This is a genomic window from Microbacterium sp. BLY, from assembly GCF_017939615.1.
Lineage (GTDB): Bacteria > Actinomycetota > Actinomycetes > Actinomycetales > Microbacteriaceae > Microbacterium.
In genome coordinates, this window is sequence record NZ_JAGKSR010000001.1 from 747,535 (window position 1) to 771,423 (window position 23,889).

The 23,889-nt window shown below is 71.4% G+C and carries 23 protein-coding genes; 13 read left to right on the forward strand and 10 right to left on the reverse strand.

What is annotated here, in order from left to right; translation table 11 throughout:
* Positions 1-142: 142 nt before the first annotated feature.
* From KAF39_RS03855 to KAF39_RS03875, 5 genes are read left to right on the forward strand one after another with little or no spacing between them, the layout of a single operon-like run.
* Entirely contained in the window at positions 143-1,519 is a 1,377-nt protein-coding gene (locus KAF39_RS03855; protein ID WP_210676038.1) for an ABC transporter substrate-binding protein, read from the forward strand.
* Positions 1,516-2,478, forward strand: a complete 963-nt coding sequence (locus tag KAF39_RS03860) for a carbohydrate ABC transporter permease (RefSeq protein ID WP_210676039.1) — start codon at positions 1,516-1,518, stop codon at positions 2,476-2,478. The genes KAF39_RS03855 and KAF39_RS03860 overlap by 4 nt, the downstream gene beginning before the upstream one ends.
* Positions 2,475-3,344 carry a carbohydrate ABC transporter permease gene (locus KAF39_RS03865; protein ID WP_210676040.1) on the forward strand — a complete coding sequence of 290 codons (870 nt, stop codon included), beginning with the start codon at positions 2,475-2,477 and terminating at the stop codon, positions 3,342-3,344. The genes KAF39_RS03860 and KAF39_RS03865 overlap by 4 nt, the downstream gene beginning before the upstream one ends.
* Positions 3,341-4,729 (forward strand): Gfo/Idh/MocA family protein, encoded by a 1,389-nt coding sequence (locus KAF39_RS03870; protein ID WP_210676041.1) that lies wholly within the window; start codon positions 3,341-3,343, stop codon positions 4,727-4,729. Before KAF39_RS03865 ends, KAF39_RS03870 begins: the two co-directional genes overlap by 4 nt.
* Entirely contained in the window at positions 4,726-6,909 is a 2,184-nt protein-coding gene (locus KAF39_RS03875; protein WP_210676042.1) for an alpha-N-acetylglucosaminidase, read from the forward strand. Before KAF39_RS03870 ends, KAF39_RS03875 begins: the two co-directional genes overlap by 4 nt.
* Here KAF39_RS03875 and KAF39_RS03880 read toward each other — a convergent pair.
* Genes KAF39_RS03880 through KAF39_RS03890 form a run of 3 tightly spaced genes read right to left on the reverse strand, consistent with a single transcriptional unit; the run spans position 6,872 to position 9,349 of the window.
* Positions 6,872-8,293 carry an MDR family MFS transporter gene (locus tag KAF39_RS03880; protein WP_210676043.1) on the reverse strand — a complete coding sequence of 474 codons (1,422 nt, stop codon included), beginning with the start codon at positions 8,291-8,293 and terminating at the stop codon, positions 6,872-6,874. The two genes, KAF39_RS03875 and KAF39_RS03880, sit on opposite strands and share 38 nt — an antisense overlap.
* A 49-nt stretch (positions 8,294-8,342) precedes the next feature.
* Positions 8,343-8,702: a hypothetical protein gene (locus tag KAF39_RS03885; protein ID WP_210676044.1), complete on the reverse strand. Its 360-nt coding sequence runs from the start codon at positions 8,700-8,702 to the stop codon at positions 8,343-8,345.
* On the reverse strand, positions 8,699-9,349 hold the full coding sequence (locus tag KAF39_RS03890; protein ID WP_210676045.1) for an acyl-CoA synthetase: 651 nt from the start codon (positions 9,347-9,349) through the stop codon (positions 8,699-8,701). Before KAF39_RS03890 ends, KAF39_RS03885 begins: the two co-directional genes overlap by 4 nt.
* A 288-nt stretch (positions 9,350-9,637) precedes the next feature.
* Between KAF39_RS03890 and KAF39_RS03895 the strand changes: the two genes are divergently transcribed.
* Positions 9,638-10,564, forward strand: coding sequence for a hypothetical protein (locus tag KAF39_RS03895; RefSeq protein WP_210676046.1), 927 nt, complete (start codon positions 9,638-9,640; stop codon positions 10,562-10,564).
* Here KAF39_RS03895 and KAF39_RS03900 read toward each other — a convergent pair.
* Positions 10,552-11,391 (reverse strand): sulfurtransferase, encoded by an 840-nt coding sequence (locus KAF39_RS03900; protein WP_210676047.1) that lies wholly within the window; start codon positions 11,389-11,391, stop codon positions 10,552-10,554. The two genes, KAF39_RS03895 and KAF39_RS03900, sit on opposite strands and share 13 nt — an antisense overlap.
* A 116-nt stretch (positions 11,392-11,507) precedes the next feature.
* Between KAF39_RS03900 and ribA the strand changes: the two genes are divergently transcribed.
* From ribA to KAF39_RS03915, 3 genes are all read left to right on the forward strand, one after another.
* Positions 11,508-12,158 (forward strand): GTP cyclohydrolase II, encoded by a 651-nt coding sequence (gene ribA / locus KAF39_RS03905; protein ID WP_210676048.1) that lies wholly within the window; start codon positions 11,508-11,510, stop codon positions 12,156-12,158.
* A gap of 17 nt (positions 12,159-12,175) precedes the next feature.
* Positions 12,176-12,646 carry a MarR family winged helix-turn-helix transcriptional regulator gene (locus tag KAF39_RS03910; protein WP_210676049.1) on the forward strand — a complete coding sequence of 157 codons (471 nt, stop codon included), beginning with the start codon at positions 12,176-12,178 and terminating at the stop codon, positions 12,644-12,646.
* A 61-nt stretch (positions 12,647-12,707) separates the two neighbouring features.
* Positions 12,708-13,058 carry a helix-turn-helix domain-containing protein gene (locus KAF39_RS03915; RefSeq protein ID WP_210676050.1) on the forward strand — a complete coding sequence of 117 codons (351 nt, stop codon included), beginning with the start codon at positions 12,708-12,710 and terminating at the stop codon, positions 13,056-13,058.
* A gap of 115 nt (positions 13,059-13,173) precedes the next feature.
* Here the strand turns inward: KAF39_RS03915 and KAF39_RS03920 are convergent, their stop codons facing one another.
* Both KAF39_RS03920 and KAF39_RS03925 read right to left on the reverse strand, forming a co-directional pair.
* On the reverse strand, positions 13,174-13,776 hold the full coding sequence (locus tag KAF39_RS03920; RefSeq protein ID WP_210676051.1) for a ClpP family protease: 603 nt from the start codon (positions 13,774-13,776) through the stop codon (positions 13,174-13,176).
* Complete coding sequence (locus KAF39_RS03925) at positions 13,773-14,387, reverse strand: ClpP family protease (protein ID WP_210676052.1); 615 nt, start codon at positions 14,385-14,387, stop codon at positions 13,773-13,775. Before KAF39_RS03925 ends, KAF39_RS03920 begins: the two co-directional genes overlap by 4 nt.
* 138 nt (positions 14,388-14,525) lie before the next feature.
* Here KAF39_RS03925 and KAF39_RS03930 point away from each other — a divergent pair, with 138 nt between their 5' ends.
* On the forward strand, positions 14,526-14,996 hold the full coding sequence (locus KAF39_RS03930; RefSeq protein WP_210676053.1) for an acyl-CoA thioesterase: 471 nt from the start codon (positions 14,526-14,528) through the stop codon (positions 14,994-14,996).
* Positions 14,997-15,094: 98 nt separating this feature from the next.
* On the opposite strand, the gene KAF39_RS03935 is transcribed toward KAF39_RS03930, so the two are convergent.
* Both KAF39_RS03935 and KAF39_RS03940 read right to left on the reverse strand, forming a co-directional pair.
* The gene (locus tag KAF39_RS03935) at positions 15,095-16,501 is read right to left on the reverse strand and encodes a hypothetical protein (RefSeq protein ID WP_210676054.1); all 1,407 of its coding nucleotides are present in this window, start codon (positions 16,499-16,501) and stop codon (positions 15,095-15,097) included.
* Between the two features lie 150 nt (positions 16,502-16,651).
* The gene (locus KAF39_RS03940; protein ID WP_210676055.1) at positions 16,652-17,890 is read right to left on the reverse strand and encodes a PLP-dependent aspartate aminotransferase family protein; all 1,239 of its coding nucleotides are present in this window, start codon (positions 17,888-17,890) and stop codon (positions 16,652-16,654) included.
* 112 nt (positions 17,891-18,002) lie between these two features.
* Between KAF39_RS03940 and KAF39_RS03945 the strand changes: the two genes are divergently transcribed.
* Positions 18,003-18,470 (forward strand): Lrp/AsnC family transcriptional regulator, encoded by a 468-nt coding sequence (locus KAF39_RS03945; RefSeq protein ID WP_210676056.1) that lies wholly within the window; start codon positions 18,003-18,005, stop codon positions 18,468-18,470.
* Positions 18,471-18,512: 42 nt separating this feature from the next.
* The gene (locus KAF39_RS03950; protein WP_210676057.1) at positions 18,513-20,222 is read left to right on the forward strand and encodes an AMP-binding protein; all 1,710 of its coding nucleotides are present in this window, start codon (positions 18,513-18,515) and stop codon (positions 20,220-20,222) included.
* A gap of 3 nt (positions 20,223-20,225) precedes the next feature.
* Here the strand turns inward: KAF39_RS03950 and KAF39_RS03955 are convergent, their stop codons facing one another.
* The gene (locus KAF39_RS03955; protein WP_210676058.1) at positions 20,226-20,633 is read right to left on the reverse strand and encodes a hypothetical protein; all 408 of its coding nucleotides are present in this window, start codon (positions 20,631-20,633) and stop codon (positions 20,226-20,228) included.
* A gap of 114 nt (positions 20,634-20,747) precedes the next feature.
* Positions 20,748-22,220, reverse strand: coding sequence for an MATE family efflux transporter (locus KAF39_RS03960; protein ID WP_210676059.1), 1,473 nt, complete (start codon positions 22,218-22,220; stop codon positions 20,748-20,750).
* Between the two features lie 203 nt (positions 22,221-22,423).
* On the opposite strand from KAF39_RS03960, the gene cycA reads away from it, so the two are divergent.
* Positions 22,424-23,887, forward strand: coding sequence for a D-serine/D-alanine/glycine transporter (cycA, locus tag KAF39_RS03965; RefSeq protein ID WP_307805054.1), 1,464 nt, complete (start codon positions 22,424-22,426; stop codon positions 23,885-23,887).
* Positions 23,888-23,889 lie beyond the last annotated feature (2 nt).

Here is a 23,889-nt window from a genome sequence, read left to right on the forward strand (position 1 = left end):
CCATTCCAGAAGACGATTTCTTGCATCACGGTCGGGTATCTCACCCGAATCGCTCGCACTACGGGAGGATCGCAGCATCGCCGCGGCACCGCCGCCCGGCGATTCTCCCGGCGCCTGGCGCCACGACCCGAGGAGTGTTGACGTGACCCGTTCGTCAGCGCCGCGCATCGCGGCTCCCCTTGCGGCTCTCGCCGCACTGTCCCTGCTCGCCGGTTGCTCCGCCGCGACCGACGACGCATCGTCCGACGACCGAAGCATCGTCTTCTGGACGCCGCAGACCACGCCCGAACGACTCGCCGCGCAGGAGGCGGTGGCCGACGCCTTCACGGAGAAGACCGGCATCGCCGTGGAAGTCGTGCCGATGGCCGGCGCGGACCAGGACCAGGCGCTCGTGACCGGAGCCGCGAGCGGCGACGTGCCCGATGTGATCCTGCACGCCTCCACACAGACCGGCGCCTGGACGTCGCAGGGCCTGCTCGACACCGCGGCGGCGAGCGCCGTCGTCGATGCTCTGGACCGCACGACCTTCAACGAGAACGCCCTCTCCGCCGTCACCATCGACGGCGAGGTCTCCGCCGTGCCCAGCGACGGCTGGTCGCACGTGATCGCCTACCGCACGGATCTGCTCGAGGAGGCCGGCGTCGAGGTGCCGACGTCGGTCGAGGAGCTGGCCGCCGCTGCGACCACGATCAAGGAGGAACTGGGGATCACCGGTCTCGCGTTCGGCACCCAGGCGGGGACCGCGTCGGCGACCGAGGGCATCCAGTCGCTGTTCCAGAGTGCCGGCTGCGAGCTCGTGGAAGACGGCGAGGTCACCGTCGACTCGGCTGCGTGCACCGCCGCCGCCGAGCAGTTCCTCGCGCTGCGCAACTCCTCCACGGCGGGGGACTTCGACGTCACCAGCGCGCGGGCGGCCTACCTCAACGGCGACGCGGCCATGCTCCTGTTCTCCACGCACATCCTGGACGAGCTGGCGGGCCTGGATCCCGCGACACCGGCGACCTGCCCCGAGTGCACCGACACCCCTGACTTCCTGGCGCAGAACACCGGGTTCGTGACCGCGCTCGGCGACGAACCGCGCCAGTACGGTGCCGTCCTGAGCTACGGCATCCCCACCGGCGCCGACGCGGAGGCCGCGCAGGAGTACATCGAGTTCGTGCTCGACGAGGGCTATGCCGACACGCTGGGCGTCGCCACCGAGGGACGCATCCCGCTGCGCAACGGTACCGCCGACGACCCCGAGGCCTTCGCCGCCGCCTGGGGCGGGCTGGGGATCGGGCCCGCCCACGACCGGACGTCGGCCGAGATCTACGGCGACGAATTCGTCGAGGGTATGAGCGAGGGCATCAACTCCATCTACCTGTGGGGCATGGGAACGGACGACGCCACCCTCGCCGGGCTCGTGTCCAGCCAGGGCGTGCTGGCGAACCAGATCGAGGCGCTGTACAACGGCACCCCCGCCGCGGAGGTCACCGCCGCGATGAAGGCGGCCGTCGAGGAGGTCAAGGCGGGCCTGTGAGCACGACACCTCTGGATCATCGCCGGGAGCGGGAGCGTCATTCCCGCTCCCGGCGGGACGCCCGCAACGGCCTCCTGCTCACCGCCCCGACATTCCTCGTCATCCTGCTGGCGTCGATCATCCCGCTGCTGCTGGTGATCGTCTTCGCGTTCAGCGAGGTCCGCCTCGTCGACATCCCCCGCCTCGGCTCCGAGCCGATCGAATGGACGCTCGACAACTTCCGCCGTGCACTCGCGAATCCCTCGTTCTGGCAGGCGCTCGGCACGACGCTGCTCTACTCCACACTCACCATGGTGGGGTCGGTGGGGGTCGGCCTGATGCTCGCCCTCGCTCTGCGCCGACCGTTCCGCGGTCGGGGCCTCGTACGGGCGCTGCTCCTCGTGCCCTACGTGCTCCCCCTCATCGCCGCCGTCACGATCTGGCAGACGATGCTCAACCCGCAGTACGGCCTCGTCAACGCGTTCGGCCGGGAGGTGCTGGGCTGGGATCAGGCGATCGGCTTCCTCAACACGTCGTCCGCGCAGGTCTTCGGCGTCGCGGTGCCGCTGTCGCTGCTCGTCGTGGTGGCGTTCGAGATCTGGACGTCCGCGCCCCTCGCATTCCTCTTCCTCACCGCGCGGCTGCAGGGCGTCTCGCCCAGCATCGAGGAGGCTGCCGCCCTGGACGGGGCCACGCCCCGACAGGTCCTGTGGAGCATCGTGATGCCACAGCTCAAGGGCGTCATCCTGCTGCTCTGCCTCCTGCGCTTCATCTGGACCTTCCAGAGCTTCAGCGAGGTGTACCTGCTCACGGAAGGAGCCGGGGGCACGCAGCTCATGGCCCTCAAGGTGTACACCGAGCTGGTCACGCGCGCCGACATCGGCAGCGCCTCCGCGTACGGCCTCCTCATGTCGGTGGTCCTCGTCGCCCTGCTGACCGTGTACGTCATCGCCACCCGCAGAAAGGTCGACACCGAATGACCCGCCGTCGCTCCCCGCTGCGCCCGAGCCGTGCCGCGACCGTGGCCCGGGTCGTGCTCATCGCCGTCGCGCTCATCGTCGCGATCGGACCGGTGCTGTACGGGTTCATCCTGTCCGTCCGGCCGTACTCGTCGATCGTCCAGGCGCCGCTCGATCTGATCCCCGCGCTCGACGAGCTCGACTTCTCCGGCTACACCACGGCCATGCTCGACCCCGACCAGGGCGGATTCGGCCTCGGCCGTTTCGTGCTCAACTCGCTGCTCGTCGGGCTGGGAACGGTGGTCCTGTCGGTCCTCGTCTCGATCCTCGGCGCCTACGCGGCCGCCCGGTTGCGCTACCGCGGTCGTCGAGGGATGAACGCGATCATCCTCGCGGTGTACCTCTTCCCGGGGATCGTGCTGTCGGTCCCGCTGTTCGTACTGCTCGCCCGTGCCGGACTGACCGGATCACTGCTCGGCCTCTTCCTCGTCTACGTGGCGACCACCGTGCCCGTGTCGATCTACATGCTGCGCAACTACTTCCAGGCGCTGCCGGAGAGCGTGGAGGAGGCGGCGATCGTGGACGGCGCCTCCCTGCCGCAGATGCTGCGGAGCGTGGTGCTGCCGATCGCCCTTCCCGGTGTGGTCGCCACCTCGATCTACGTCTTCATGATCGCGTGGAACGAGTACTTCTACGCGCTGCTCTTCCTCGTGCGCGACCGCACGCTGTGGACCGCTCCGCTCGGCATCTCGCAGCTCGCCGACTTCAACGTGCCCGTCACGGTCCTGCTCTCCGGCTCGATCGCGGTCACCGTCCCCATCGTCATCCTCTTCTTCCTCGCGCAGCGCTATCTCGTCGAGGGACTCACGGCAGGAGCCGAGAAATGAGCGCACCAGCCCGACCGCAGCGGATCGTCATCATCGGCGCCGGCGGCCGCGGACGCGACGCCTACGGCCGCTGGGCGATCGCCCACCCCGACCGTGCGACGGTGGTCGCCGTCGCCGACCCGTCGCCCGAGCGCCGGGAGGCGCTGGCAAACGAGGCCGGCGGAGCGCGCACCTATGACGACTGGCGCGCCGTCGTCGCCGATCTCGCCGTGCTCGACGCCGACGCCGTCGTGATCGCCGTGCCCGACCGGCTGCACGTGGATGTGGCGATCGCCGTGGCGGACGCGGGCCTGCCGTTCCTGCTGGAGAAGCCCGCCGCCCCGGATCTGGAGGAGCTGCGCCGGCTCGCACAGCACATGCGGCGGACGTCGTCGTCCCTCGCGATCGGTCACGTGCTGCGCTTCACCCCGTTCTGGCGCTCGGTCAAGGCGCTCCTCGACTCCGGCGCGATCGGCCGGATGATGACCCTCGAGATCCGCGAGAACGTCGGCTACTGGCACTTCGCGCACTCGTACGTGCGCGGCAACTGGCGCAGCAGCCTCACCTCGGGGCCGATGGCACTGACGAAGACCTCGCACGACCTCGACCTCATCCGCTGGCTGGTGGGTGCACCGCCCGAGAGCGTCTACAGCGTCGGCGAGCTCAGCTGGTTCCGCGCGGAGAACGCTCCCGCCGGCGCGCCGGATCACTGCGTCGAGGGATGCCCTGTGGCACAGAGCTGCCCGTTCTTCGCCCCCCGCTACTACGTCGACGCCCTCGCCGGTGTCACGGGGCACCCGGTGCATCTGCTCGGCCCTGACACCTCTCCCGAGGGACGGATGCGCGCGCTCCGCGACGGCGACTACGGACGATGCGTGTATCGCAGCGACAACGACGTGGCCGACCATCAGCAGACGACGATGCGCTTCCCCGCCGGGGTCACGGCGACACTAACCGCCTCGGCCTTCACCGCGGAGAACACGCGTCACCTGACCATCACCGGATCGGCGGGCCAGCTCTCCGGGCACATGGAGGACGGCGAGATCGTGGTCGACCTCTTCTCCCCGACGGCGCGGATCCCGGAGGGGCTGCCGCTGGACTCCCACGTGGTGCGGCCGAAGTCGCCGCTCGCGCACGAGCGCCACACGCTGCGGGTGACGCTCCCGAACCCCGATCTCGGCGACCACGCCGGGCACGGGGGCGGGGATGCCGGGCTGATGGCGGCGTTCGTGGAGGCGGTGCGCCTCGGCACGGTCGGCACCGGCGAGCTCTCGTTCGAGACGGCCCTGGACAGTCACCTGATGGCGTTCTGCGCGGAGGAGTCGCGGCGCTCAGGCGCCCCCGTCGACTTCCCCGCGTGGAGTGCCGACGTCGCGGTGCGGCCCGGTGATCGGCAGCGCGCATGAGTCATGCGGCGGCGATGCGCCGGCTGATCGCCCGTATCGGGGGTGACGCGTCGTCGGTGCGGATCGAGGACGACCCGGGAGGGGAACCGGGCACGGCGACCTTCCACGCACGGGACGGCGTGCTGACGCTGCGGGGGACGGACGTCCCCGCCCTGGCGAGCGCCTTCGCCCGGGCGCTGCACGCACGCGGAGAGCGGGTCACGTGGGACACGCCGCGTATGGCGGGCGCGCTCGCACCGTGGCCGGACGCGGACACGACCACGCTGCGCACGCCGTTCGGCATCCGCTACTACCTGAACGTGGTGACCCACGGGTATTCGATGCCGTACTGGGACTGGGCGCGCTGGGAGCAGGAGCTCGACGGCATGGCGCTGCACGGCGTGACCCATCCGCTCATCCTCACCGGATACGAGGCGGTCCTCGCCGAGACGCTGCGACGGGCGGGTGTCGATGAAGATGAGGTGCGGGACTGGATCGGCAGCGCCGCACACCTGCCGTGGCTCTCGATGGGAGGGCTGCACGGCTTCGGCGGCCCCCTGCCCGCACGCTGGAATGAACGGCGGATCGACCTCGCCCGTCGGATCCTCGCGCGAGCACGAGAGCTGGGGATGACGCCCGTGCTCCCGCTTCCGGGCGGACACGTCCCGCCGACGATCGCAGGAGCGGACGCCGCGGAGATCGAGTGGCAGGGATGGCGCACTCCGATGCTCGACCCGGCCTCCCCCGCGTTCTCGCGCTTCCTCCGGTTGTTCCTCGAAGTTCAGCGCGAGATGCTCGGCGACCCGGGATCAGAGCCCGTCTTCGCGGTCGATCCGTACATCGAGTCGCTTCCCCCGTCCGCCGATCCGGACGACCTGGCGGCGGCCGGCGCCGGAGTGCACGCGGCGATCTCCGGCGTCCACCCCACGGCGACCTGGCTGCTGCAGGGCTGGCCCTTCCACTATCACCGGGCGTTCTGGACACCGGCGCGGGTGGCCGCCTACCTCTCGCGCGTCCCGCACGAGCGCCTGCTGCTGATCGACCTGTGGGGCGAGCACGCGCCGATGTGGCGGGACGGCATGCACGGGCGGCGCTGGCTGTGGACGGCGGTGCACAACTTCGGCGGCCGGTTCGCGCTCTTCGGCGATCTCCGCGGTCTGGCCCGGGACATCGCCGAGCTCCGCCGCGAGCAGCCGGACCGCCTGGAGGGCATCGGCGTGGCACCGGAGGCGATCGAGAACAACACGGTCTTCTACGAGCTCGCTGCCGATCTCGTGTGGGACGACATCGCTGTCGACTCCTGGCTCGACGCGTTCGCCGCGCAGCGTTACGGCGTGGACGACCCTGCTGCGCGCGAAGCCTGGCGACTGCTCGGGTCCACCCTCTACGGACGAGGGCGCACCCGTTCCATCCCGTCGCCGGTGTTCGCGCGGCCGTGGAGCGCGGCACTGCCGTTCGCCGCGCAGCGCCTGGCGGGCGAAGCGCTGCCCGTCGCCCCCGCGCGCGTGTCGGCGAACATCGACGCGGAGAACGACCCGTCGGTCCTCGGCGACCTTCCGACCATCGCCCGCGCCGCCCGGCTGCTGCTCGCACTCGACGTTCCGCCGCCGCACCGCTCCGTGCGCGCGCACGATGCCGTCGAGCTCACCGGTCATGTGATCGCCCAGGGCACGCGACGACGGATCCGGGGGGCGCTCCGGGCCTTCACGGCCGGCGACGCGGCGGCACTGCGGCGCGAGGGAGCCGCGCTGCACGCCGACCTGCTCGCCCTCGACCGGCTGGCCGCCACCCGCCCCGAGTCCCGGGTGTCGACCTGGATCGCGCAGGCCCGCGCCTGGGGCGACACCCCGTCGGAGCGCGACCGGATGGAACGGGACGCCCGCAGCCTCGTCTCGGTGTGGGGGTACCAGGACAGCGGCCTGCACGACTATTCCGGGCGACACTGGTCCGGACTGATCCGCGACCTGTACGCCCCGCGCTGGGCGGCCTGGGTGTCGTGGCTGGCCGATGCGGTCGACCGCGGCGTCGAGCCGGACGACGAACGCCTGCACCGGACCATCGTGGAGATCGAGGAACGCTGGCGGAACGGGCATGACGCCGACGACGGCACCCCGGAGGACCCGCTCGCCGTCGCGGCGGAGCTGCTCGCCCGCGACGGCTCCCTCAGCCCGAGTGGTCCTCCACCCGGTCCTTCGGCATGAACGACGCCGCCAGCAGGGTGAGGAGGGCCGTCGCGGCGACCGCGATGAACACCCCGACTGAGGCGTGCACGATGGTGGCGGGGTCGTCGGCACCCGCACCCTGGGCGATGAGGGCGTTGGAGATCGCTCCGAACACGGCGACGCCGACCGCGCTCCCCGCCGAGCGGGCGAACGCGTTCATCCCGGTGACGACTCCGCGCTCCCCCCACTCCACCGAGGACTGCGCGGCGATCAGGGTGGGCGCGGCGGTCCAGCCCAGCCCGAAGCCGAGCACGAAGGCGATCACGCTGAGGACGTAGGGGTTCGGCCAGGAGGCCACCGAGGCCAGGACGATCGCGGAGACCGAGGCGATGCTCATGCCGATGAGCGTGGTCCGCCGGAATCCGATCCGCAGGTAGAGGCGCCCCACGTTGGCGGCGGCGATGGGCCACCCGAGCGTGAGGGCGGCGACCGCGAGTCCGGACAGCAGCGGGGCGATGCCCAGCGAGCCCTCCAGATAGGCGGGCGCGAAGCTGGTCACGCCGATCATGAGCGCCCCGACTCCCAGGGAGACGAGGGTCGTGGTGAGGATGAGACGGCGACCGATGAGGCGGAGATCGATGATCGGCTCCGGGGCGCGGCGCTCGACGACGACGAACAGCGCGAGGGCGATCGCCCCGATCCCGAAGCACGCCGCGCTGGGGAGCGACAGCCACTCCCAGGCGTTGCCGCCCTCGAGCATGCCGAGGATCAGGCCGGTGAGGCCCACCGTCAGCAGCACCGCTCCGGCGTAGTCGATGCGGTGCCGCTGGGTCTGCTTCTGCTCGCGGTAGCGGCGCAGCAGCATCCACCCGGCGATGAGGCACAGCGGGATGTTGACCCAGAAGATCCAGCGCCAGGCGTCGAGCTGCGCGAACACCCCGCCGAGAGCGGGCCCGACGACGGAGGAGACCGCCCAGACGCTGGCGATGTACCCCTGCACCTTGGCGCGTTCCGCCACGGTGTAGATGTCACCGACGATCGTCATCGCCATGGGTGCAACCGCCCCCGCGCCGAGGCCCTGGACGACCCGGAAGGCGATGAGGGCCGGCATGCTCCAGGCGATGCCGCAGAGGACAGACCCGAGCAGGAACAGCGCGATGCCCAGGAGAATGATCGGCTTGCGCCCCACGGTGTCGGCGAACCGCGAGTAGATGGGCACGCTCACCGCCTGCGCGAGCAGGTACACCGAGAACAGCCAGGGGAACTGCTGGTAGCTGCCGAGATCGCGCACGATGCTCGGCACCGCGGTCGCGAGGATCGTCGCGTCGATCGCGATGAGTCCCGTCGCAAGCATGAGGGCCCCGAGCACGGGGCCCCTCTCGGAGCGGAGTCCGATGGTGGCGCGATCGACGGGGGAGCTCACGTGAGGCACAAGCCGATCGGCCGCCGCTTCATTCCGTCCGCGCCCCGCGTCATGTCGAGGAGGGGCGTCCGGGCTCCTCCGCCGTACCGTCGGCGTCCCCGTCGTCCTCCGCGTCGTACAGCACGGGGCGGTCGACGGTCTTGGTGACGTCGGCGGGGTCGACCGCGAGCATCAGCATCGCGAGGATGAGGAGGGTCGCGATGAAGGCGCCCCCGCCCACGACGAGGCTCAGCGCGAACGGGGTGAGCCCTTCATAGGTGCCGTTCGCGATGGCCGTGTTCACGCGGAGGGTGAAGGCCCCGGTGGAGACGAGGGTGACCACGAGAGCGAACACGCCGCAGCCCAGGGCGATGCCGAGCAGGTGGAGGGGACGCAGGATGTCCCGTCGGGTGGGCTTGTCGTCGCTCATCGCTCTCCTCCGTGCTCCACAGGAGCCGCATCGTGCTCGGGGGCGGCAGCGACGTCTTCGGCGTCCGCACGCTTCGGTGTGAGGCCCGCGATGCCGAGGAACACGGCGACGATGGCCGCGTACCCTCCGAACATCCCGACGCCGAGGATGATGCCGGACAGCTCGAACGTGCCCGCCTTCTCGATGGTGTACTCCTGCACGAAGCCCGAGGGGATCAGGAGCAGGACGACGGCGAGGAGGATTCCCAGTGCGCCGACGGTGATGGCGTCGGTCGCGAGCGCTCCCCCGGCCCGGCGGGCACGGATGCCGGCGAGCAGCTCGATCCCGCCGCTGAGCACGCCCCACGCGATGAGGACGATGAAGAACATGTCCTCCGTGCGCCAGGCGGGGACCCCGCTGGCCATCCCGGCGATCGCGCTCACGACGGCGAGGAGGATCGCCGACCAGCGCGACCCGGCGGGCAGAACGAGCCAGGCGGCCAGCACGTGGACGAGTGCGGTGACGAGCGCGAAGCCGCTGAAGACGGCCAGCCCGATGGGCGCGGAGTGGTCCGACGAGAAGGTGATCATCAGGGCGGCGACGGCCGCGAACAGCGCGCGCAGCAATTGCACGTGGCGCAGAGTGAACGCGCGAGCAGGGGCAGACATGACGGCCAGATCCTCCGGGGTTTCCCGACCAGTCTACGCGGGGGCGCGAACCGGAAGCGCCCCGGGATGCTCGTGAAGCCCGGCTGATCTCCCCAGATCGATTGCCGGGCTTCACGACATACGCAGCAAGGGGGGCATCACTGCGCTGGACTGCTGTCGCAGGGTCGGGCACCCCCCGCGGCATCGCAGCCCGGTGACCCACAGCGCCCACCTGTCCCCTGAGGTGCGCGTGTACGGTCTTATGCTCACTGTAGAGGTGTGTTCTTCACATACCGGGCGGGGGCTGTGATGGATTTCGGGGACGGTGAGAAGAGGGCGGCGGCACCGGATGCGTTCGCCGCCGCACTGCGTGATGCGATCAATGCCAGACCGGTCACCCTGTCGTGGCTGCAACGGCAGCTCCGCGATCGGGGCAACCGGGTCTCGATGGCGACGCTGAGCTATTGGCGGTCCGGGGCGCGCCGGCCGGAGGGGCCCCAGTCGCTGGCCGCCCTCGCCGACATCGAGGACATCCTGTGCCTGGAGAGGGGGGAGCTGAGCCGGCTGCTCCGCCCGAACCGCACCGGCCCCCTGGGTCCGCAGGGCTTCCCGCTGGAGCAGGTGGACATGGAGCGCGTCGTGCGCGAGGTGTATCTCGCGCTGGGCGCCGCGTACCCGGACACGTCGCGCGAGCTGACGGTGCACTCGATCACGGACGTGGGCGCCGACGGCGAGGTGACCTCGTGCCTGACGCGGAGCATCGTGCAGTCGACCACCGGGGTGCTCACCGCGATCCCCGTCCTCGACCTCACTCCCGGCGTTCCCGGCCCCCCGCCGCGTCTGACGGCGGTGGCCGGCGGACGCATCACCGCCCGGTACTCCCACCCGAACGGCGAGGCGCACGGCGCGCTGTTCGAACTGGACGTGCCGCTCGAGGCGCCGGACACGGCCGTGGTGGAGTGGGCGGTGCAGTACGAACCGGGCCACCCGTCGGATCGGGAGACGGGCCATGCCCTGACCCGGCAGGCGCGGGAGCTGCTGGTGTGGACGCGCTTCCACCCCGATGCGGTGCCGGACTGGTGCGAGGAGCTGGTCGAGACCTCCGAGGGCACGACGATCACGGCGCTGCCCCGTCCGCGGGGCACCTCGGTGCATCAGGTCCGTCGGGCGTTCGGCCCCGGCGCGCTCGGCCTGCGCTGGGGCTACGGCCCGCGCGAGGGCGGTCAGCCCGGCTGATCGCCCGTCGCGACGGGACGTCCCGGCGTGTTCGACCATTGGCTCCAGGAGCCGGGGAACACCTGCACGGGGATTCCGACCTCCTCCAGGACGAGCGCGGTGTGCGCCGCCGTGATGCCCGATCCGCAGTACGCCGCCACCGGCGTCCCGGCCGTGATGCCGACCTCGGCGAGCGTCGCGCGCACGGTGTCGGCGTCGCGGAGGCGCCCGTGCTCGTCGAGGTGCCGGAACGTGGGCAGATTGCGGGCACCGGGGATGTGGCCGGCGACGGGATCCAGGGGCTCGCTGTCGCCGCGGTAGCGCTCCGGAGCGCGCACGTCGAGGAGCACGCCGGACTCGGGGAACGCGGCGGCCTCGTCGATGGACAGCGCGTCCCACGCCGTGACGGCGAGCACCACGTCGCCCGTCTCGGGTACCACGTCGTCGGTCGAGACGGGGTACCCGGCATCCGTCCAGGCCCGCAGCCCGCCGTCGAGCACGCGGACGTCGACGCCCGCCTGACGCAGCAGCCACCAGGCCCGCGCCGCGGCGAGCCCGCGGGCGTCGTCGTAAGCGACGACCGTGTCCCCCTGCCGCACCCCCCACCGCCGGGCGGCCGCCTGCACGGTGTCCGGCGACGGAAGCGGATGCCGTCCCTCCGACGGAGCGCCGGGGGTGGACAGCTCGCGATCCAGCGACGCGAACACCGCGCCCGGGATGTGCCCGGTGAGGTAGTCGGCGTGCCCGGCCTCCGGACGATCGAGGCGCCACCGCACGTCGACGACCCGCAGGGGGGCGCCGTCCGCGAGGAGGTCGTGGAGGTCTTCCGCGCTCACGAGGTGACTCATGGAAACGAGGCTATCGACAGGACGATGCCGCCTGTCGGCGCGCGTCATGGGCGGACACGGTCCGCCCGCCGCGCAGGGCGCGGGAATAGCCACGCGCCCACGGCGTTTCCCCTCACATGATTGAAACTTCAACGGTCGCCGTCGAACGCACCCGGGTGCGGGTGCCCCTGCGCTTCGCGGACGGTTTCGCCACCACCGCCGACGTCGTCACCTTCGACGGCCTCGTGGACGGACGAGAGCACCTCCTGCTCGGCCTCGGCGACTGGCAGGCCGCCCTCGCCCGGGCGGCCGACGGCGGCGACGCCCCGCTCGTCCGGCCGCACAGCGAGTGCCTCACGGGCGACGTGTTCGGTTCCGAGCGCTGCGACTGCGGACCCCAGCTGCGGGAGGCCGTCGAGCGGATCGCCGCCGAGGGCGGATTCCTCCTCTACCTGCGCCAGGAGGGGCGCGGCATCGGCCTGTACGCCAAGCTCGACGCCTACGCGCTGCAGGACTCCGGCCTCGACACCTACGAGGCGAACGTGGCACTCGGACACGGCGAGGACGAGCGGGACTACACCGTCGCGGCACAGATGCTGCGGGCCCTGGGCGCCGACAGCATCCGTCTGCTCAGCAACAACCCCGACAAGGCGGCCCAGCTCGACGCCCTCGGCATCCGCGTCACGGAGCGGGTGCGCACGGAGGTGCACCTGTCCGAGGCGAACTCGCGCTACCTGCAGGCGAAGCGCGATCACACGGCTCACACGATCGACCTGACGGCGGCGTGACCCCCGGGGAGGACGACATGACCGAGACGCGGCACCCGCGGCGACTCGACGACGAGGAGCTGGCGACCTGGCTGCCGATCATCCGGTTCGTGCAGCTGCTCCCCCAGGTGCTCGATCGGGCGCTGAAGGACGAGGTGGGGCTCAACCACGCCCGCTACGCGATCCTCGTCACGCTCGCCGGTCAGGGCGAGGGCGCCGTCACGATGACCGAGCTCGCGCGCATCGCCGGGCTCAGCCGGTCGCGGCTGAGCCATGCCCTGGACTCCCTCGAAGAGCGCGGCTGGGTGGCGCGGACCTCGTGCAGCACGGACAAGCGCACCCTGTCCGCGACGCTGACCCCCGCGGGCCGGGAGATGCTCCGCGCCGCCGCGCCCGTCCATGTTGCGCAGATCCGCGAGCTCATCCTCGACCCGCTGTCCGCCGAGGATCGGGAGCGCCTGCAGGACATCCTGGGCACGCTGCTCCCCGGCGTGACGGCGGCGCTCTGACCGCGTTCTGCTCTGAGCAGAACGTCTCGATCGCGCCGGAGCCCGCGACGTATCGTGAGGCATGGCCGACATCGTCCCGTTCCCCCGCGCCCCGCGTCCCGTCCGTCCTCCGTCGAACGGCCCCGAACCGCTGTGGCGCGAACTGCTCGGCGACCAGCTCCGGCGGCGACGTCATGAGCGCGGCGAGACGCTCACCGAGACCGCGGAGAAGGCCGGCGTCTCGCCGCAGTACCTCTCCGAGGTGGAGCGCGGTCGCAAGGAGCCGTCGAGCGAGATGATCGCCGCGATCGCCGGCGCGCTGGACTCCACCCTCATCGATCTTACGAGCGCCGTCGCCGACGATCTCCGACAGGCCGCCCCGAGGACGGCCGTGGTCTCCGCCTCCCGCGGCGCCTTCGCCCTCGCCGCCTGACCCGTTTCACCCGCACGACCCGGGTCCGGGTGCACGACCCGGGGCCCCGTTCCACCTGCACGACCCGGGTCCGGGTGCACGACGGTTTCCGGGAATCCGTCGTGCACCCGTCACGTCATCGTGCGTCCGGATCGCGCGGGCCGAGGACGGTGTCGATGAGGCCGTACTCGAGAGCGCCGGCGGCGGTGAAGACCCGGTCCCGGTCGGTGTCGGCGCGGAGCTCCGCCAGCGAACGCCCGCTGTGCCGGGCAAGGACCGTCTCCATGTCCGCGCGCACCCGCACGACCTCGTCGGCCGCGAGGATGAGGTCCGGGATCGCCCCGCGTGACTGCCCGGCCGGCTGATGCAGCACGATGCGCGCGTGGGCGAGGGCCGCCCGCTCCCCCGTCGCTCCCGCCGCGACGAGCAGCGCCGCCGGGCCGATGGCTTGGCCGACGCACGTCGTCGCGATCCGCGGACGGATGTGCTGCATGGTGTCGTAGATCGCCAGCGCGGCCCCCGGATCCCCGCCTTCGCTGTTGATGTAGAACTGGACGCCGGTCTCCGGGCTGTCGGCGTCGAGGTGCAGGAGTTGCGCGATGAGCGCATTGGCCACCCCCGCGTCGATGCCGGTGCCGAGGGAGATGACGCGTTCCGCGAGCAGGTGCGAGTAGACGTCCATGACGCGCTCGCCGCGCGGATGCTGCGCGATCACGTTCGGGATCGTGTAGCCGCTCATGCGTCCGCCCCCAGCCCGACCCGCGCCCGTCGTCGGGGCAGGATCTCGTCGGACGACTGCACGATCCCGTCGATGAACCCGTAGGTCTGCGCCTCGACCGCCGTGTACCAGCGGTCGTGGAGCGAGTCCTCGAAGATCCGCTCCGGCGGCTGGCCGGTGTCGGCGGCGATGAGTCCGAGGACGGTGTCACGCATGTGCCGGAGGTCGTCGGCCTGCGCCTCGATCTCCACCGCGGAGCCGCCGATGCCCGCCGACCCCTGATGCATGAGGATGCGGGCGTGCGGGAGCGCGCGCCGTTTGCCCTTCGCGCCGGCGGACAGCAGGAACTGCCCGGCGCTGCAGGCGAGTCCGAGAGCGAGGGTGGAGACGTCGTTCGGGATGAGGTGCATGAGGTCGCGGATCGCGAGCATCGACGGCACGGAGCCGCCGGGCGAGTGGATCCAGAGGGCGATGTCGGCCGTCGGGTCCTCCGCCGAGAGGGTGAGGAGCTGCGTCATCAGCAGCGTGCCGTTGTCGTCGTCGAGGGCCCCGTCGAGCACGAGCACGCGTTCGTGGAACAGCGCGCGCCGCGCCTCGGGGCCGAACTGCGGGAGGGGGGTGTCTTCGCTCATGCCCCCAGCCTCCGACGGGTCGGCGGCGCGGGTGCGGGAATCCGCCCGGAGCAGATCCGCTGTGAGCGGCGCGGCCGTGCACCCGCCGGAAAACGCGACGTAACACCGCCGACGCACAGCCCGCCTAGCCTCGGGGGCATGGCGAAACAGAAAGCACCCGCATGGCAGTCCGAGGACGGCCTGAACTTCCGCACCCGCAAGTGGGTCCGGCCGGAGGACCTCAACGCGAACGGCACCCTGTTCGGCGGGAGCCTGTTGAAGTGGATCGACGAGGAGGCGGCGATCTACGCGATCGTGCAGCTCGGCAACTATCGGGTCGTCACCCGGCACATCTCCGCGATCACATTCGAGGCCTCCGCCGTGCAGGGCGACCTCATCGAGATCGGCCTCCAGGCGACGCGCTTCGGGACGACGTCGCTCACGATGCGCGCCGTCGCGCGCAACATGATCACGAGGAAGCGCATCCTGACCATCGACGAGATCGTGTTCGTCAGCATCGGCGAGGACGGCCTGCCCACCCCGCACGGCTACGACGAGATCACCTACGACCGCGACCGCATGCCGACGGAGCGCATCGCGACCGGCACGATCGCCCTTCCGAAGCGCTGACCTTTCACCCGTCGACCCACCCCCTTGGAGACGACCCACCCCCTTGCGTAACGCACTTTGCGGGGTGGGTCGCGCGGAAGGGGGTGGGTCGACGACGGTCAGCGGTGGGTGACGCGGTGGCCGATCCAGAATCCGACCGCGATCAGCCCGACGAGACCGATCCCGAGGATCCACGGGAGCAGGGAAGGCGCGGCTCCCGCGGTCGCCGCCGCGAGCGTGCCGGAGCCGTCCGCGATGCGACCGTTGCCGTCCGCGAGATCCGCGGCACCGGCATCGAGCATCGCGCTTCCGGTCGCGAGTGTGCCGGAGCCTTCGGCCACCGCCTCGGCACCGGTGCGGAGCTCGCTCATGCCGGAGCGGAGGTCGCCGGCACCGGTCTGCAGGGCGCCGACGCCGGTCGCCAGCGAGCCGGCGCCGTCGTCGAGCCGGGCCGCTCCCGCACTGAGGTCCGCGGTGCCGGAGTGCAGGGCCGACGCCCCGATCGAGAGCGTCTGCAGCCCGGCCGAGAGGTCCGCTGCTCCCGCCGCGAGGCGGGCGGTGCCGTCCTGCAGCGTCCGCGCTCCGGCGACGAGCGCGGGAGCCCCCTTCGGCGACACCAGCGCCACGGTCCCCGGCCACCCCATCGACGAGTCGCCGTTGATGAGCGCGCCGACGCCCGCCGTGACGCGCGCGGAGCCGTCGGCCGCGCCGATGAGCCCTTGGGCCAGCCCCGGCGCGGCGGCAGCCGGCGCGGCGAGCGCCCCCACCTGCTTCTCGACGCCCGCCGCGAGCGTCGCGAGCTGCTGGAGCTGTGCGTTCTGGGGGTCGGCGGCGAGGAGGTTCTGGAGGCCGGCCGCGAGGGTGCGCGCGTTGCCGGGAGCCGTCGTGGCGACACCCGTCAGCACGGCCTGCGTGTCGGGATGGGCGAGCTTCTGCACATCGGCGTTCACCCCGGCGCGCAGGGTGTCGCTCAGGGTCGTCGCTCCCGCGAGCACGCCGTTCGCATAGCGGTGGGCGCCGTCGACCCCCGCGGCCAGCGTGGTGGCACCGTCGACGAGCGTGCGCGCCCCGGCGTCCGCCGTCGCCATCTTCGCGGCGAGCTCCTGCGATCCGGCGAGCGCCGTCTGTGCGCCGCCGCTCACCCGGCCGGCGCCGTCGAGGGCGGTGGCGGCTCCGGCCGCCAGGCTGTCGGCGCCTTCGGCGAGCGTGGCGGCGCCCGCCGCGGCCGTGGTCGCGCCGTCGCTGAGCTTCTCCGAGCCCTCCTGCGCGGTCGCCGCACCGGCCGCGAGATCCTGCGTGCCCGCCGCCAATTCGTCCGCGCCGGCGGCGAGATCCGCGGCGCCGGCGGCGAGGTCGGCGGATCCGCCGTGCGCCGTAATCGTGCCGTCGGCGAGCTCGGACGCGCCCGCCGCGACCTTGCTCATGGTGGCGAAGAACAGCAGCACCATCGCCGCCAGCAGGAGGCTGAGGGCGATCGCGGCGATGCGCATGCCGAGGCCGTGCGCGTGGGTCTTTTCACTCGTCATTGAGGACTCCCGAGGTCAGTGGCGTCGTTGCCACCCGCGACTGTAGGCCCGCACCCTCCGCGACCCGCCGGTTTTGCCGCCGGGCACTAAGTCTCAGGTCGGCCGAGACTCAGTTTCTTGTCGTCCTCACACAATCGCCGCCCCGGCCCCTTATGTGCGAGCCACCCCCATATGTGACGCACTTTCCGGGGTGGGTCGCACGGAAAGGGGTGGGTCGGGGAGGGTGGCGAAGGCGTCCGCGAGGTCGGCGAGGAGGTCGTCGACGTTCTCGAGGCCGACGGACAAGCGCAGGACGTCGGCGGCGGGACGCGCCTCCGCGGGCACCGGGCGGTGCGTGAGCGCGGCGGGGTGCTGGATGAGGGAGTCCACACCCCCGAGCGAGACGGCGTGCGTGAAGAGGCGGGTCGCGCCCGCCACCGCCGCGGCCGCCGCGTAGCCGCCCCGGAGCCGCAGAGCGATCATCGCGCCCGGCCCGCGCAGCTGACGGCCGAGGATCCCCCGGGGATCCCCGTCGAGTCCGGGATAGAAGACCTCGGCGACCTCGCGCCGGTCGACCAGCCACTGCACGATGCGGCGCGCACTCTCCTGCTGGTGCCGCACACGGACCGGCAGCGTCGTGAGACCACGGTGCAGCAGATACGCGCCGAGCGGGTGCAGGAGCCCCCCGGTCACCGCACGCACGCGGCGCAGCGCCTCCGCGGTCCTCTCGTCGCAGGCGACGACGCCGGCGATGACATCACCGTGGCCGCCGAGGTACTTCGTCGCGCTGTGCAGCGCCATCGCCGCCCCGTGGTCGAGGGGATTCTGCAGCACGGGGGTCGCGAACGTGTTGTCGACCACCACCGGCACCACGCCCGCCTGACGCACCACGTCCGCGATGTCCGCGACCTCGAGGGTCGGATTCGCCGGGGTCTCGACGACGATGAGCCCGGTGTCGGGCCGGAGGGCGGCGGCGACCTCATCGGGCCCGCAGTACGTCGTCTCCACGCCGAGCAGTCCGGAGCCGAGCAGGTGGTCGGTCCCGCCGTAGAGCGGGCGCACGGCGACGACGTGCCGGGACCCGGTGGCCCCGGTGTGCGCGAGGATCACCGCGGTCATCGCCGCCATCCCGGAGCCGAAGGCGACGGCGGCCTCGGCGTGCTCGAGCTCGGCGAGCGCGTCCTCGAAGCGCGCCACGGTCGGGTTCCAGAGCCGGGCGTAGACCATGCTGCCGTCCTGGGGCGGACGGCCGCCGGTGGCCATCGCCTCGTACGACTCGCCGCCACGCTCGACGTCGGGCAGCGGGTTGGTCGTGGAGAGGTCGATCGGCAGGGCGTGGACCCCGAGCGCCTCGAGGTCGGCCCGGCCGCTGTGGACGGCGACGGTGTCGGGATGCAGCGGAACGGTCATCCTTCCACGGTGGCGGAATCGCGACGTTCGCGCTGATCTGCGACAGAACAGCTTGCCGAATCGACGATGCTCGCTATTCTGTGCAAGATCCGGCCCCATCAAGGAGGACACGTTGGCGAAAGCGCAACTCGACGAGATCGACCTGGAGCTGCTCGCCGCCCTCAGTCGGGACGCGACGGTCACCAACAAGGCGCTGGCGCATCGCCTCGGCCTGGCGGAGTCCACCTGCGCGCACCGCATCCGCGCGTTGCGGGACCGGGGCGTGATCCGCGACACGCGCGTCCGCCTCGACGGCTCCGCCCTCGGCTACCCGCTGCAGGCCATCATCAAGGTCCGCCTCGCGCATCACACCGGGCCGAAGGTGACCGCGCTCTTCGACGCGCTCGTCGCGATCCCGCGCGCGCTCCAGGTGTTCCATGTCGCGGGCGTGGACGATTTCCTCGTGCATGTGGCCGTCCAGGATGCGACGGCCCTGCGCGACATCGTGCTCGAGCACATCACCGTGCATCCGGTGGTCCGCGGCACCGAGACCCAGCTCGTGTTCGAGCTGCGCGACGGGACCGGTTTCCTCCCCCGCTGAACGAGGGGGCAGGATGGAGGGACGCCGCTGCAAAGGAGCATCATGAGCCGTCGCGCCACCCCCGCCACCGAAGCGATCCGCGAGATGAGGGATCTCCTCTTCACACACGCCACGGACTACGACGCCGCACGCCGCGACTTCGCCTGGCCCCGCCTGAGCGCCTTCAACTTCGCGCTCGAGTGGTTCGACGTCGTCGCCGGGGAGAACCCCGACCGCCCGGCTGTGCAGATCGTGGAGGCCGACCTGAGCCTCCGCTCCTGGACCTACGGCGAGCTCTCCGCGCGCTCCGACCAGGTGGCCGCGTGGCTCCGCGGCCTCGGCATCGGCCGGGGCGACCACGTGATCGTCATGCTCAACAACACGATCGAGCTGTGGGAGGTGATGCTCGCGATCACGAAACTGGGCGCGGTCTCGATCCCCACGTCGACGCTGCTCTCGGCGTCCGACCTCGCGTACCGCATCGAGCACGGCCGCGCGGGCGCGGTCGTCACCCTCGGCACCCTCGCCGACCGCCTCGAGGACATCGACCCCGCCGTGCTCCGCATCGGCGTCGGCGCGACGGTCCCCGCGGACTGGAAGCGGTTCGCGGACGCGGCCGCCGCGCCGGAGGAGTTCGTCCCCGATGGCCCGACCCCCGCCGGTGACACGGCGCTGCTGTATTTCACCTCCGGGACGACGAACCGGCCCAAGCTCGTGCAGCACACGCACGTGTCGTACCCGGTCGGCCATCTGTCGACGATGTGGTGGCTCGGCGTCCGCCCCGACGACGTGCACCTCAACATCTCCTCGCCCGGCTGGGCCAAGCACGCCTGGTCGAGCTTCTACTCGCCGTTCCTGGCCGAGGCGACGGTGTTCGTCTACAACTACGACCGCTTCGACGCGAACACCCTCATGGAGGTCATGGACACCCACCACGTGTCGACGTTCTGCGCCCCGCCGACGGTCTGGCGCATGCTCATCCAGGCCGATCTGTCGCGGCTGGCGCATCCGCCGCGCGAGCTGGTCGGCGCAGGCGAGCCACTCAACCCCGAGGTCATCGACCGGGTGCGCGAGGCCTGGGGCGGCACGATCCGCGACGGCTTCGGACAGACGGAGATGACGGCGTGCATCGGCAACTCCCCCGGGCAGCCGGTGAAGGTCGGCTCGATGGGCCGCCCGCTGCCGGGGTACCCGGTGGTGCTGCTGGACCCGGTGACCGGGGAGGTCGTGGACGGTGAGGGAGAGATCGCCCTCGACCTCGCGCAGCCGCCGCTGGGCCTCATGGCCGGGTACTACGACGACCCGGAGAAGACCGCGGAGTCGCGGGCCGGGGGCTTCCACCACACGGGCGACATCGCCGTGCGGGATGCCGACGGCTACCTCACCTACGTCGGCCGCTCGGACGACGTGTTCAAGGCCTCCGACTACAAGATCTCGCCGTTCGAGCTCGAGTCGGTGCTGCTGGAGCACGAACTCGTCGTCGAGGCCGCGGTGATCCCGAGCCCCGACCCCACCCGCCTGGCCGTACCGAAGGCGTACGTGTGCCTGACCCCGGAGGCGGGGGCGGATGAGGCGGCGGCCGCCCGGGCGGTGTTCGGCTACGCCCACGAACGGCTCTCGTCGCACCTGTGGGTGCGCATCATCGAGTTCGTCCCGGAGCTGCCGAAGACGATCTCCGGAAAGATCCGTCGCGTCGAGCTGCGGGCGCGCGAGAGCGCCCGCGTGGCGGCGGGCGACGAGGCGCGGCAGCACCGCGACCGCGACTACCGCTGAGCGCTAGGAGACGATCGCGACCGGCGCCGTGGGCGTCGCGGTCGAGCCGGTCTTGAGCGTCGCGGTGGTCGTGGTCGTGGTCGCCGGCGCCGCCTCGGTACGCGCGGCCCGCGGTCGGGGCTCGATGCCCCCGGCCGACAGCATCGCCCGCACGATCCCTCCGATCACGAGCATGCCCACCAGCGCCGCCCCCGACACGATCAGCGGGAGCCACTGGTTCCCGAAGCTCGCGGTGAAGCTCATCAGCGCGGCCACGATCCACAGCCCGACCGAACCCCCGGCGAGACCGCCGGCCCCGCGGATGATCGCGATCGCGGCCACGATCGCGCAGACCACGGCCAGCGCCGCGCCCACGTACCCCATCGGTACCAGGACCGAGGCCAGATCCCTGGCCACTCCCAATGTCGTCATGACGACCCCCCGTCCGGCGGAACCCCTCCGCACCTTCGACATTAGAAGTGTCTCGCCAGGAACCCATCCGTCTCAAGTCCGATCCGGGTCATCCTTCCGGCGGATATCCGCGGATCAGCGCCGGACCGGCCACCGGAGGCGACGCGGCCGCACGACACGGACCGGGCGGGTGACGACGGCGTCGACGACCATGGATCCGTCGGACGGTCCGACGATCGCGATGGCGGACGTCTCGGTGGCCTCGGCCGGGGCCACCGGCTGGGTGGCCAGAGCGCGGTGCGCGCGGACGTACGCCGGCACGAGGAGCACGATCGCCCCGACCCAGGCGAGCGGGTTGCTGAGGGCGACGCCGTCGAAGCCGATCAGGGCACCGAGGACCACCGCGGCCACGACGCGCATCACGAGCTCGATCACCCCGGTCACCGTGGGCACGAGCGTGTGGCCGAGGCCCTGCAGCGCCCCGCGCAGGACGAAGAGCATGCCGAGCGCCCAGTAGCCGCAGCCGTTGATGATGAGCATGCGGTGCGCCATGGCGACGACGTCGTCGGAGCCGTCGCCGACGAAGAGCCGCACCATGGGGGCACCGAAGGCGATCAGCAGCCCGCCGAGCACGACGGCGGCCGCGACGGCCATCCAGGTCGCCTCGACGACGCCGCGGCGGATGCGGTCGGGGCGGCGCCCGCCGTGGTTCTGGGCGGCGTACATCGACACGGCGAGTCCGAGCGAGGAGAGCAGGGCGACCGCCAGGCTGTCGACGCGGGACGCGGTCGTGTAGGCGGCGACCGCGTCGGCGCCGAGGGTGTTCAGCGCGACCTGCACGGTGAGCGTTCCGATCGCGATGATCGAGGCCTGGAATCCCATGGGGAGGCCGAGGCGCAGATGGTCGGCGATGTCGGAGCGGGAGATGCGCCAGTCCGCGCGGCGCAGGTGGAGCATCGGCAGCCGCCGGCGCACGAAGTCCAGGCAGAGGATCACCGAGACGGCCTGCGCGACGACGGTCGCGAGCGCGGCCCCCGCGACGCCCCATTCCAGCGGGCCGACCATGAGCACCACGAGGCCGACGTTCAGCGCGCACGACACCGTGAGGAAGACCAGCGGCGTCTTGGAGTCGCCGATCGCGCGGATGATCGCGGAGAGGTAGTTGAAGAACATCGTCGCGCCCGCGCCGAGGAAGCTGATCTGCGTGAACACCGTGGCCTCGGCCATGAGCTCGGGCGGCGTCTGCAGCAGCGCGAGGATGGGTCCCGCGATGAGGGGGGCGACCACCGTCAGGACGACGCTGGTGATGCCGCTGAGGAGCACGCCGGTCGCGACCGAGCGGCGCACCGCGGCGTCGTCGCGCGCACCGAAGGCCTGGGCGATCGGGATCGCGAAACCGCTCGTGAGGCCCCACGCGAAGCCGAGGAGGAGGAAGAGGAGGCTTCCCGTGGCGCCGACGGCGGCGAGCGACTGGACGCCGAGGTGGCGTCCGACGACGATCGCGTCGGCGAACTGGTAGAGCTGCTGCACGACGTTGCCGAGCAGGAGCGGGATCGCGAAGGCGAGGATGACGCGCCACGGGCGGCCCGTGGTGAGGGTGGTGGCCATGAAGGAGTGGGCTCGCAGGGAAAGTGGGGGTGGATCGGGGGTGCGCCCAGTTTATCGAATCGTTTCGGCCCGAGGGAACACCCACCGACGGAATACCGGTCGCCGCTCCTCGATTTCGGGCGAGCGCACCGCGGTGGTTACTCTGCATCAATCGCCGCCCGCGAGTGGGGCGACGGCGTCGACGAGGACCGGAGGAGAAGAGCGTGACGAAGGAAGACACGGGGGCGATCCGCCAGGGGCAGACCGGAGCCGAAGGCGAGGAGCACCTGCGGCGCGCGCTCAGCAACCGGCACATCCAGCTGCTCGCCATCGGCGGGGCCATCGGCACCGGCCTGTTCATGGGCAGCGGCAAGACGATCTCCGTCGCCGGACCATCCGTGATCTTCGTCTACATGATCATCGGGTTCATGCTGTTCTTCGTCATGCGAGCGATGGGCGAGCTGCTGCTGTCGAACCTCAAGTACAAGTCGTTCAGCGACTTCGCGAGCGACCTCCTCGGCCCGTGGGCCGGCTTCTTCACCGGATGGACCTACTGGTTCTGCTGGGTGGTCACGGGGGTGGCCGACGTGATCGCGATCGCGGGATACACCGACGCGCTCATCCCGGGCGTCCCGCTGTGGATCCCCGGCCTGCTCGTCGTCGTGATCCTCCTCGCGCTCAACCTCCCCACCGTCGCGGCCTTCGGCGAGATGGAGTTCTGGTTCGCCCTCATCAAGATCGTCGCGATCGTCGCCCTCATCGTCACCGGCCTGGTGATGATCCTCACCGGCTTCTCCCACGACGCCGGCACCGCCAGCTTCGCCAACCTGTGGGATCACGGCGGCATGTTCCCGCACGGCTTCCTCGGCTTCGTCGCCGGCTTCCAGATCGCCGTGTTCGCCTTCGTCGGCATCGAGCTCGTCGGCACCGCCGCCGCAGAGACCAAGGACCCGACGCGCAACCTGCCGAAGGCCATCAACGCCATCCCCATCCGCGTCCTGCTGTTCTACGTCGGCGCGCTCATCATCCTCATGTCCGTGACCCCGTGGACCGAGTACGTCGCCGGTGAGAGTCCCTTCATCGCGATGTTCGCCCTCGCGGGCCTCGGCATCGCCGCCACCGTCGTCAACCTCGTGGTGCTCACCTCGGCGATGTCCAGCGCGAACTCCGGCATCTACTCCACGTCGCGCATGGTGTTCGGACTGGCGCAGGACGGCGACGCCCCTCGCCTGTTCGGCCGGCTCTCGAAGCGCCGCGTCCCGCAGAACGCCCTGTTCCTGTCCTGCATCCTGCTGCTGTCCGGCGTCGTCCTGCTCTACGCGGGCAAAGACATCGGCACGGCGTTCGAGATGGTCACCACGGTGTCGGCCGTCTGCTTCATGTTCGTGTGGACGATCTTCCTGTGCAGCTACCTCGTCTACCGGCGCCGTCGCCCGGAGAAGGCGGCGACCTCGGCGTTCAAGATGCCGGGCGGCGTGTTCATGGTCTTCGTGGTGCTCGCGTTCTTCCTGTTCATCCTCTGGGCGCTGACCACCCAGCCGGACACCCTGATCGCGCTGCTCGTGACGCCCATCTGGTTCGCGATCCTCATCGTCGCGTGGCTGTTCGTGCGCAAGTCCCCGCATCACCTGCAGCGTCACGCCGCGCACATCGCGTACATGCGCGACGACTCGATCCCGGCCGACTAGGT

What these genes read in the sequence shown, in the direction of transcription:
- KAF39_RS03865 (WP_210676040.1), top strand. Translation starts at nt 2,475, where the DNA reads ATGACCCGCCGTCGCTCCCCGCTGCGCCCGAGCCGTGCCGCGACCGTG.
- KAF39_RS03870 (WP_210676041.1), top strand. Translation starts at nt 3,341, where the DNA reads ATGAGCGCACCAGCCCGACCGCAGCGGATCGTCATCATCGGCGCCGGC.
- KAF39_RS03875 (WP_210676042.1), top strand. Translation starts at nt 4,726, where the DNA reads ATGAGTCATGCGGCGGCGATGCGCCGGCTGATCGCCCGTATCGGGGGT.
- KAF39_RS03885 (WP_210676044.1), bottom strand. Translation starts at nt 8,702, where the DNA reads ATGAGCGACGACAAGCCCACCCGACGGGACATCCTGCGTCCCCTCCAC.
- KAF39_RS03890 (WP_210676045.1), bottom strand. Translation starts at nt 9,349, where the DNA reads ATGTCTGCCCCTGCTCGCGCGTTCACTCTGCGCCACGTGCAATTGCTG.
- KAF39_RS03895 (WP_210676046.1), top strand. Translation starts at nt 9,638, where the DNA reads ATGGATTTCGGGGACGGTGAGAAGAGGGCGGCGGCACCGGATGCGTTC.
- KAF39_RS03900 (WP_210676047.1), bottom strand. Translation starts at nt 11,391, where the DNA reads ATGAGTCACCTCGTGAGCGCGGAAGACCTCCACGACCTCCTCGCGGAC.
- ribA (WP_210676048.1), top strand. Translation starts at nt 11,508, where the DNA reads ATGATTGAAACTTCAACGGTCGCCGTCGAACGCACCCGGGTGCGGGTG.
- KAF39_RS03910 (WP_210676049.1), top strand. Translation starts at nt 12,176, where the DNA reads ATGACCGAGACGCGGCACCCGCGGCGACTCGACGACGAGGAGCTGGCG.
- KAF39_RS03915 (WP_210676050.1), top strand. Translation starts at nt 12,708, where the DNA reads ATGGCCGACATCGTCCCGTTCCCCCGCGCCCCGCGTCCCGTCCGTCCT.
- KAF39_RS03920 (WP_210676051.1), bottom strand. Translation starts at nt 13,776, where the DNA reads ATGAGCGGCTACACGATCCCGAACGTGATCGCGCAGCATCCGCGCGGC.
- KAF39_RS03925 (WP_210676052.1), bottom strand. Translation starts at nt 14,387, where the DNA reads ATGAGCGAAGACACCCCCCTCCCGCAGTTCGGCCCCGAGGCGCGGCGC.
- KAF39_RS03930 (WP_210676053.1), top strand. Translation starts at nt 14,526, where the DNA reads ATGGCGAAACAGAAAGCACCCGCATGGCAGTCCGAGGACGGCCTGAAC.
- KAF39_RS03935 (WP_210676054.1), bottom strand. Translation starts at nt 16,501, where the DNA reads ATGACGAGTGAAAAGACCCACGCGCACGGCCTCGGCATGCGCATCGCC.
- KAF39_RS03940 (WP_210676055.1), bottom strand. Translation starts at nt 17,890, where the DNA reads ATGACCGTTCCGCTGCATCCCGACACCGTCGCCGTCCACAGCGGCCGG.
- KAF39_RS03950 (WP_210676057.1), top strand. Translation starts at nt 18,513, where the DNA reads ATGAGCCGTCGCGCCACCCCCGCCACCGAAGCGATCCGCGAGATGAGG.
- KAF39_RS03955 (WP_210676058.1), bottom strand. Translation starts at nt 20,633, where the DNA reads ATGACGACATTGGGAGTGGCCAGGGATCTGGCCTCGGTCCTGGTACCG.
- KAF39_RS03960 (WP_210676059.1), bottom strand. Translation starts at nt 22,220, where the DNA reads ATGGCCACCACCCTCACCACGGGCCGCCCGTGGCGCGTCATCCTCGCC.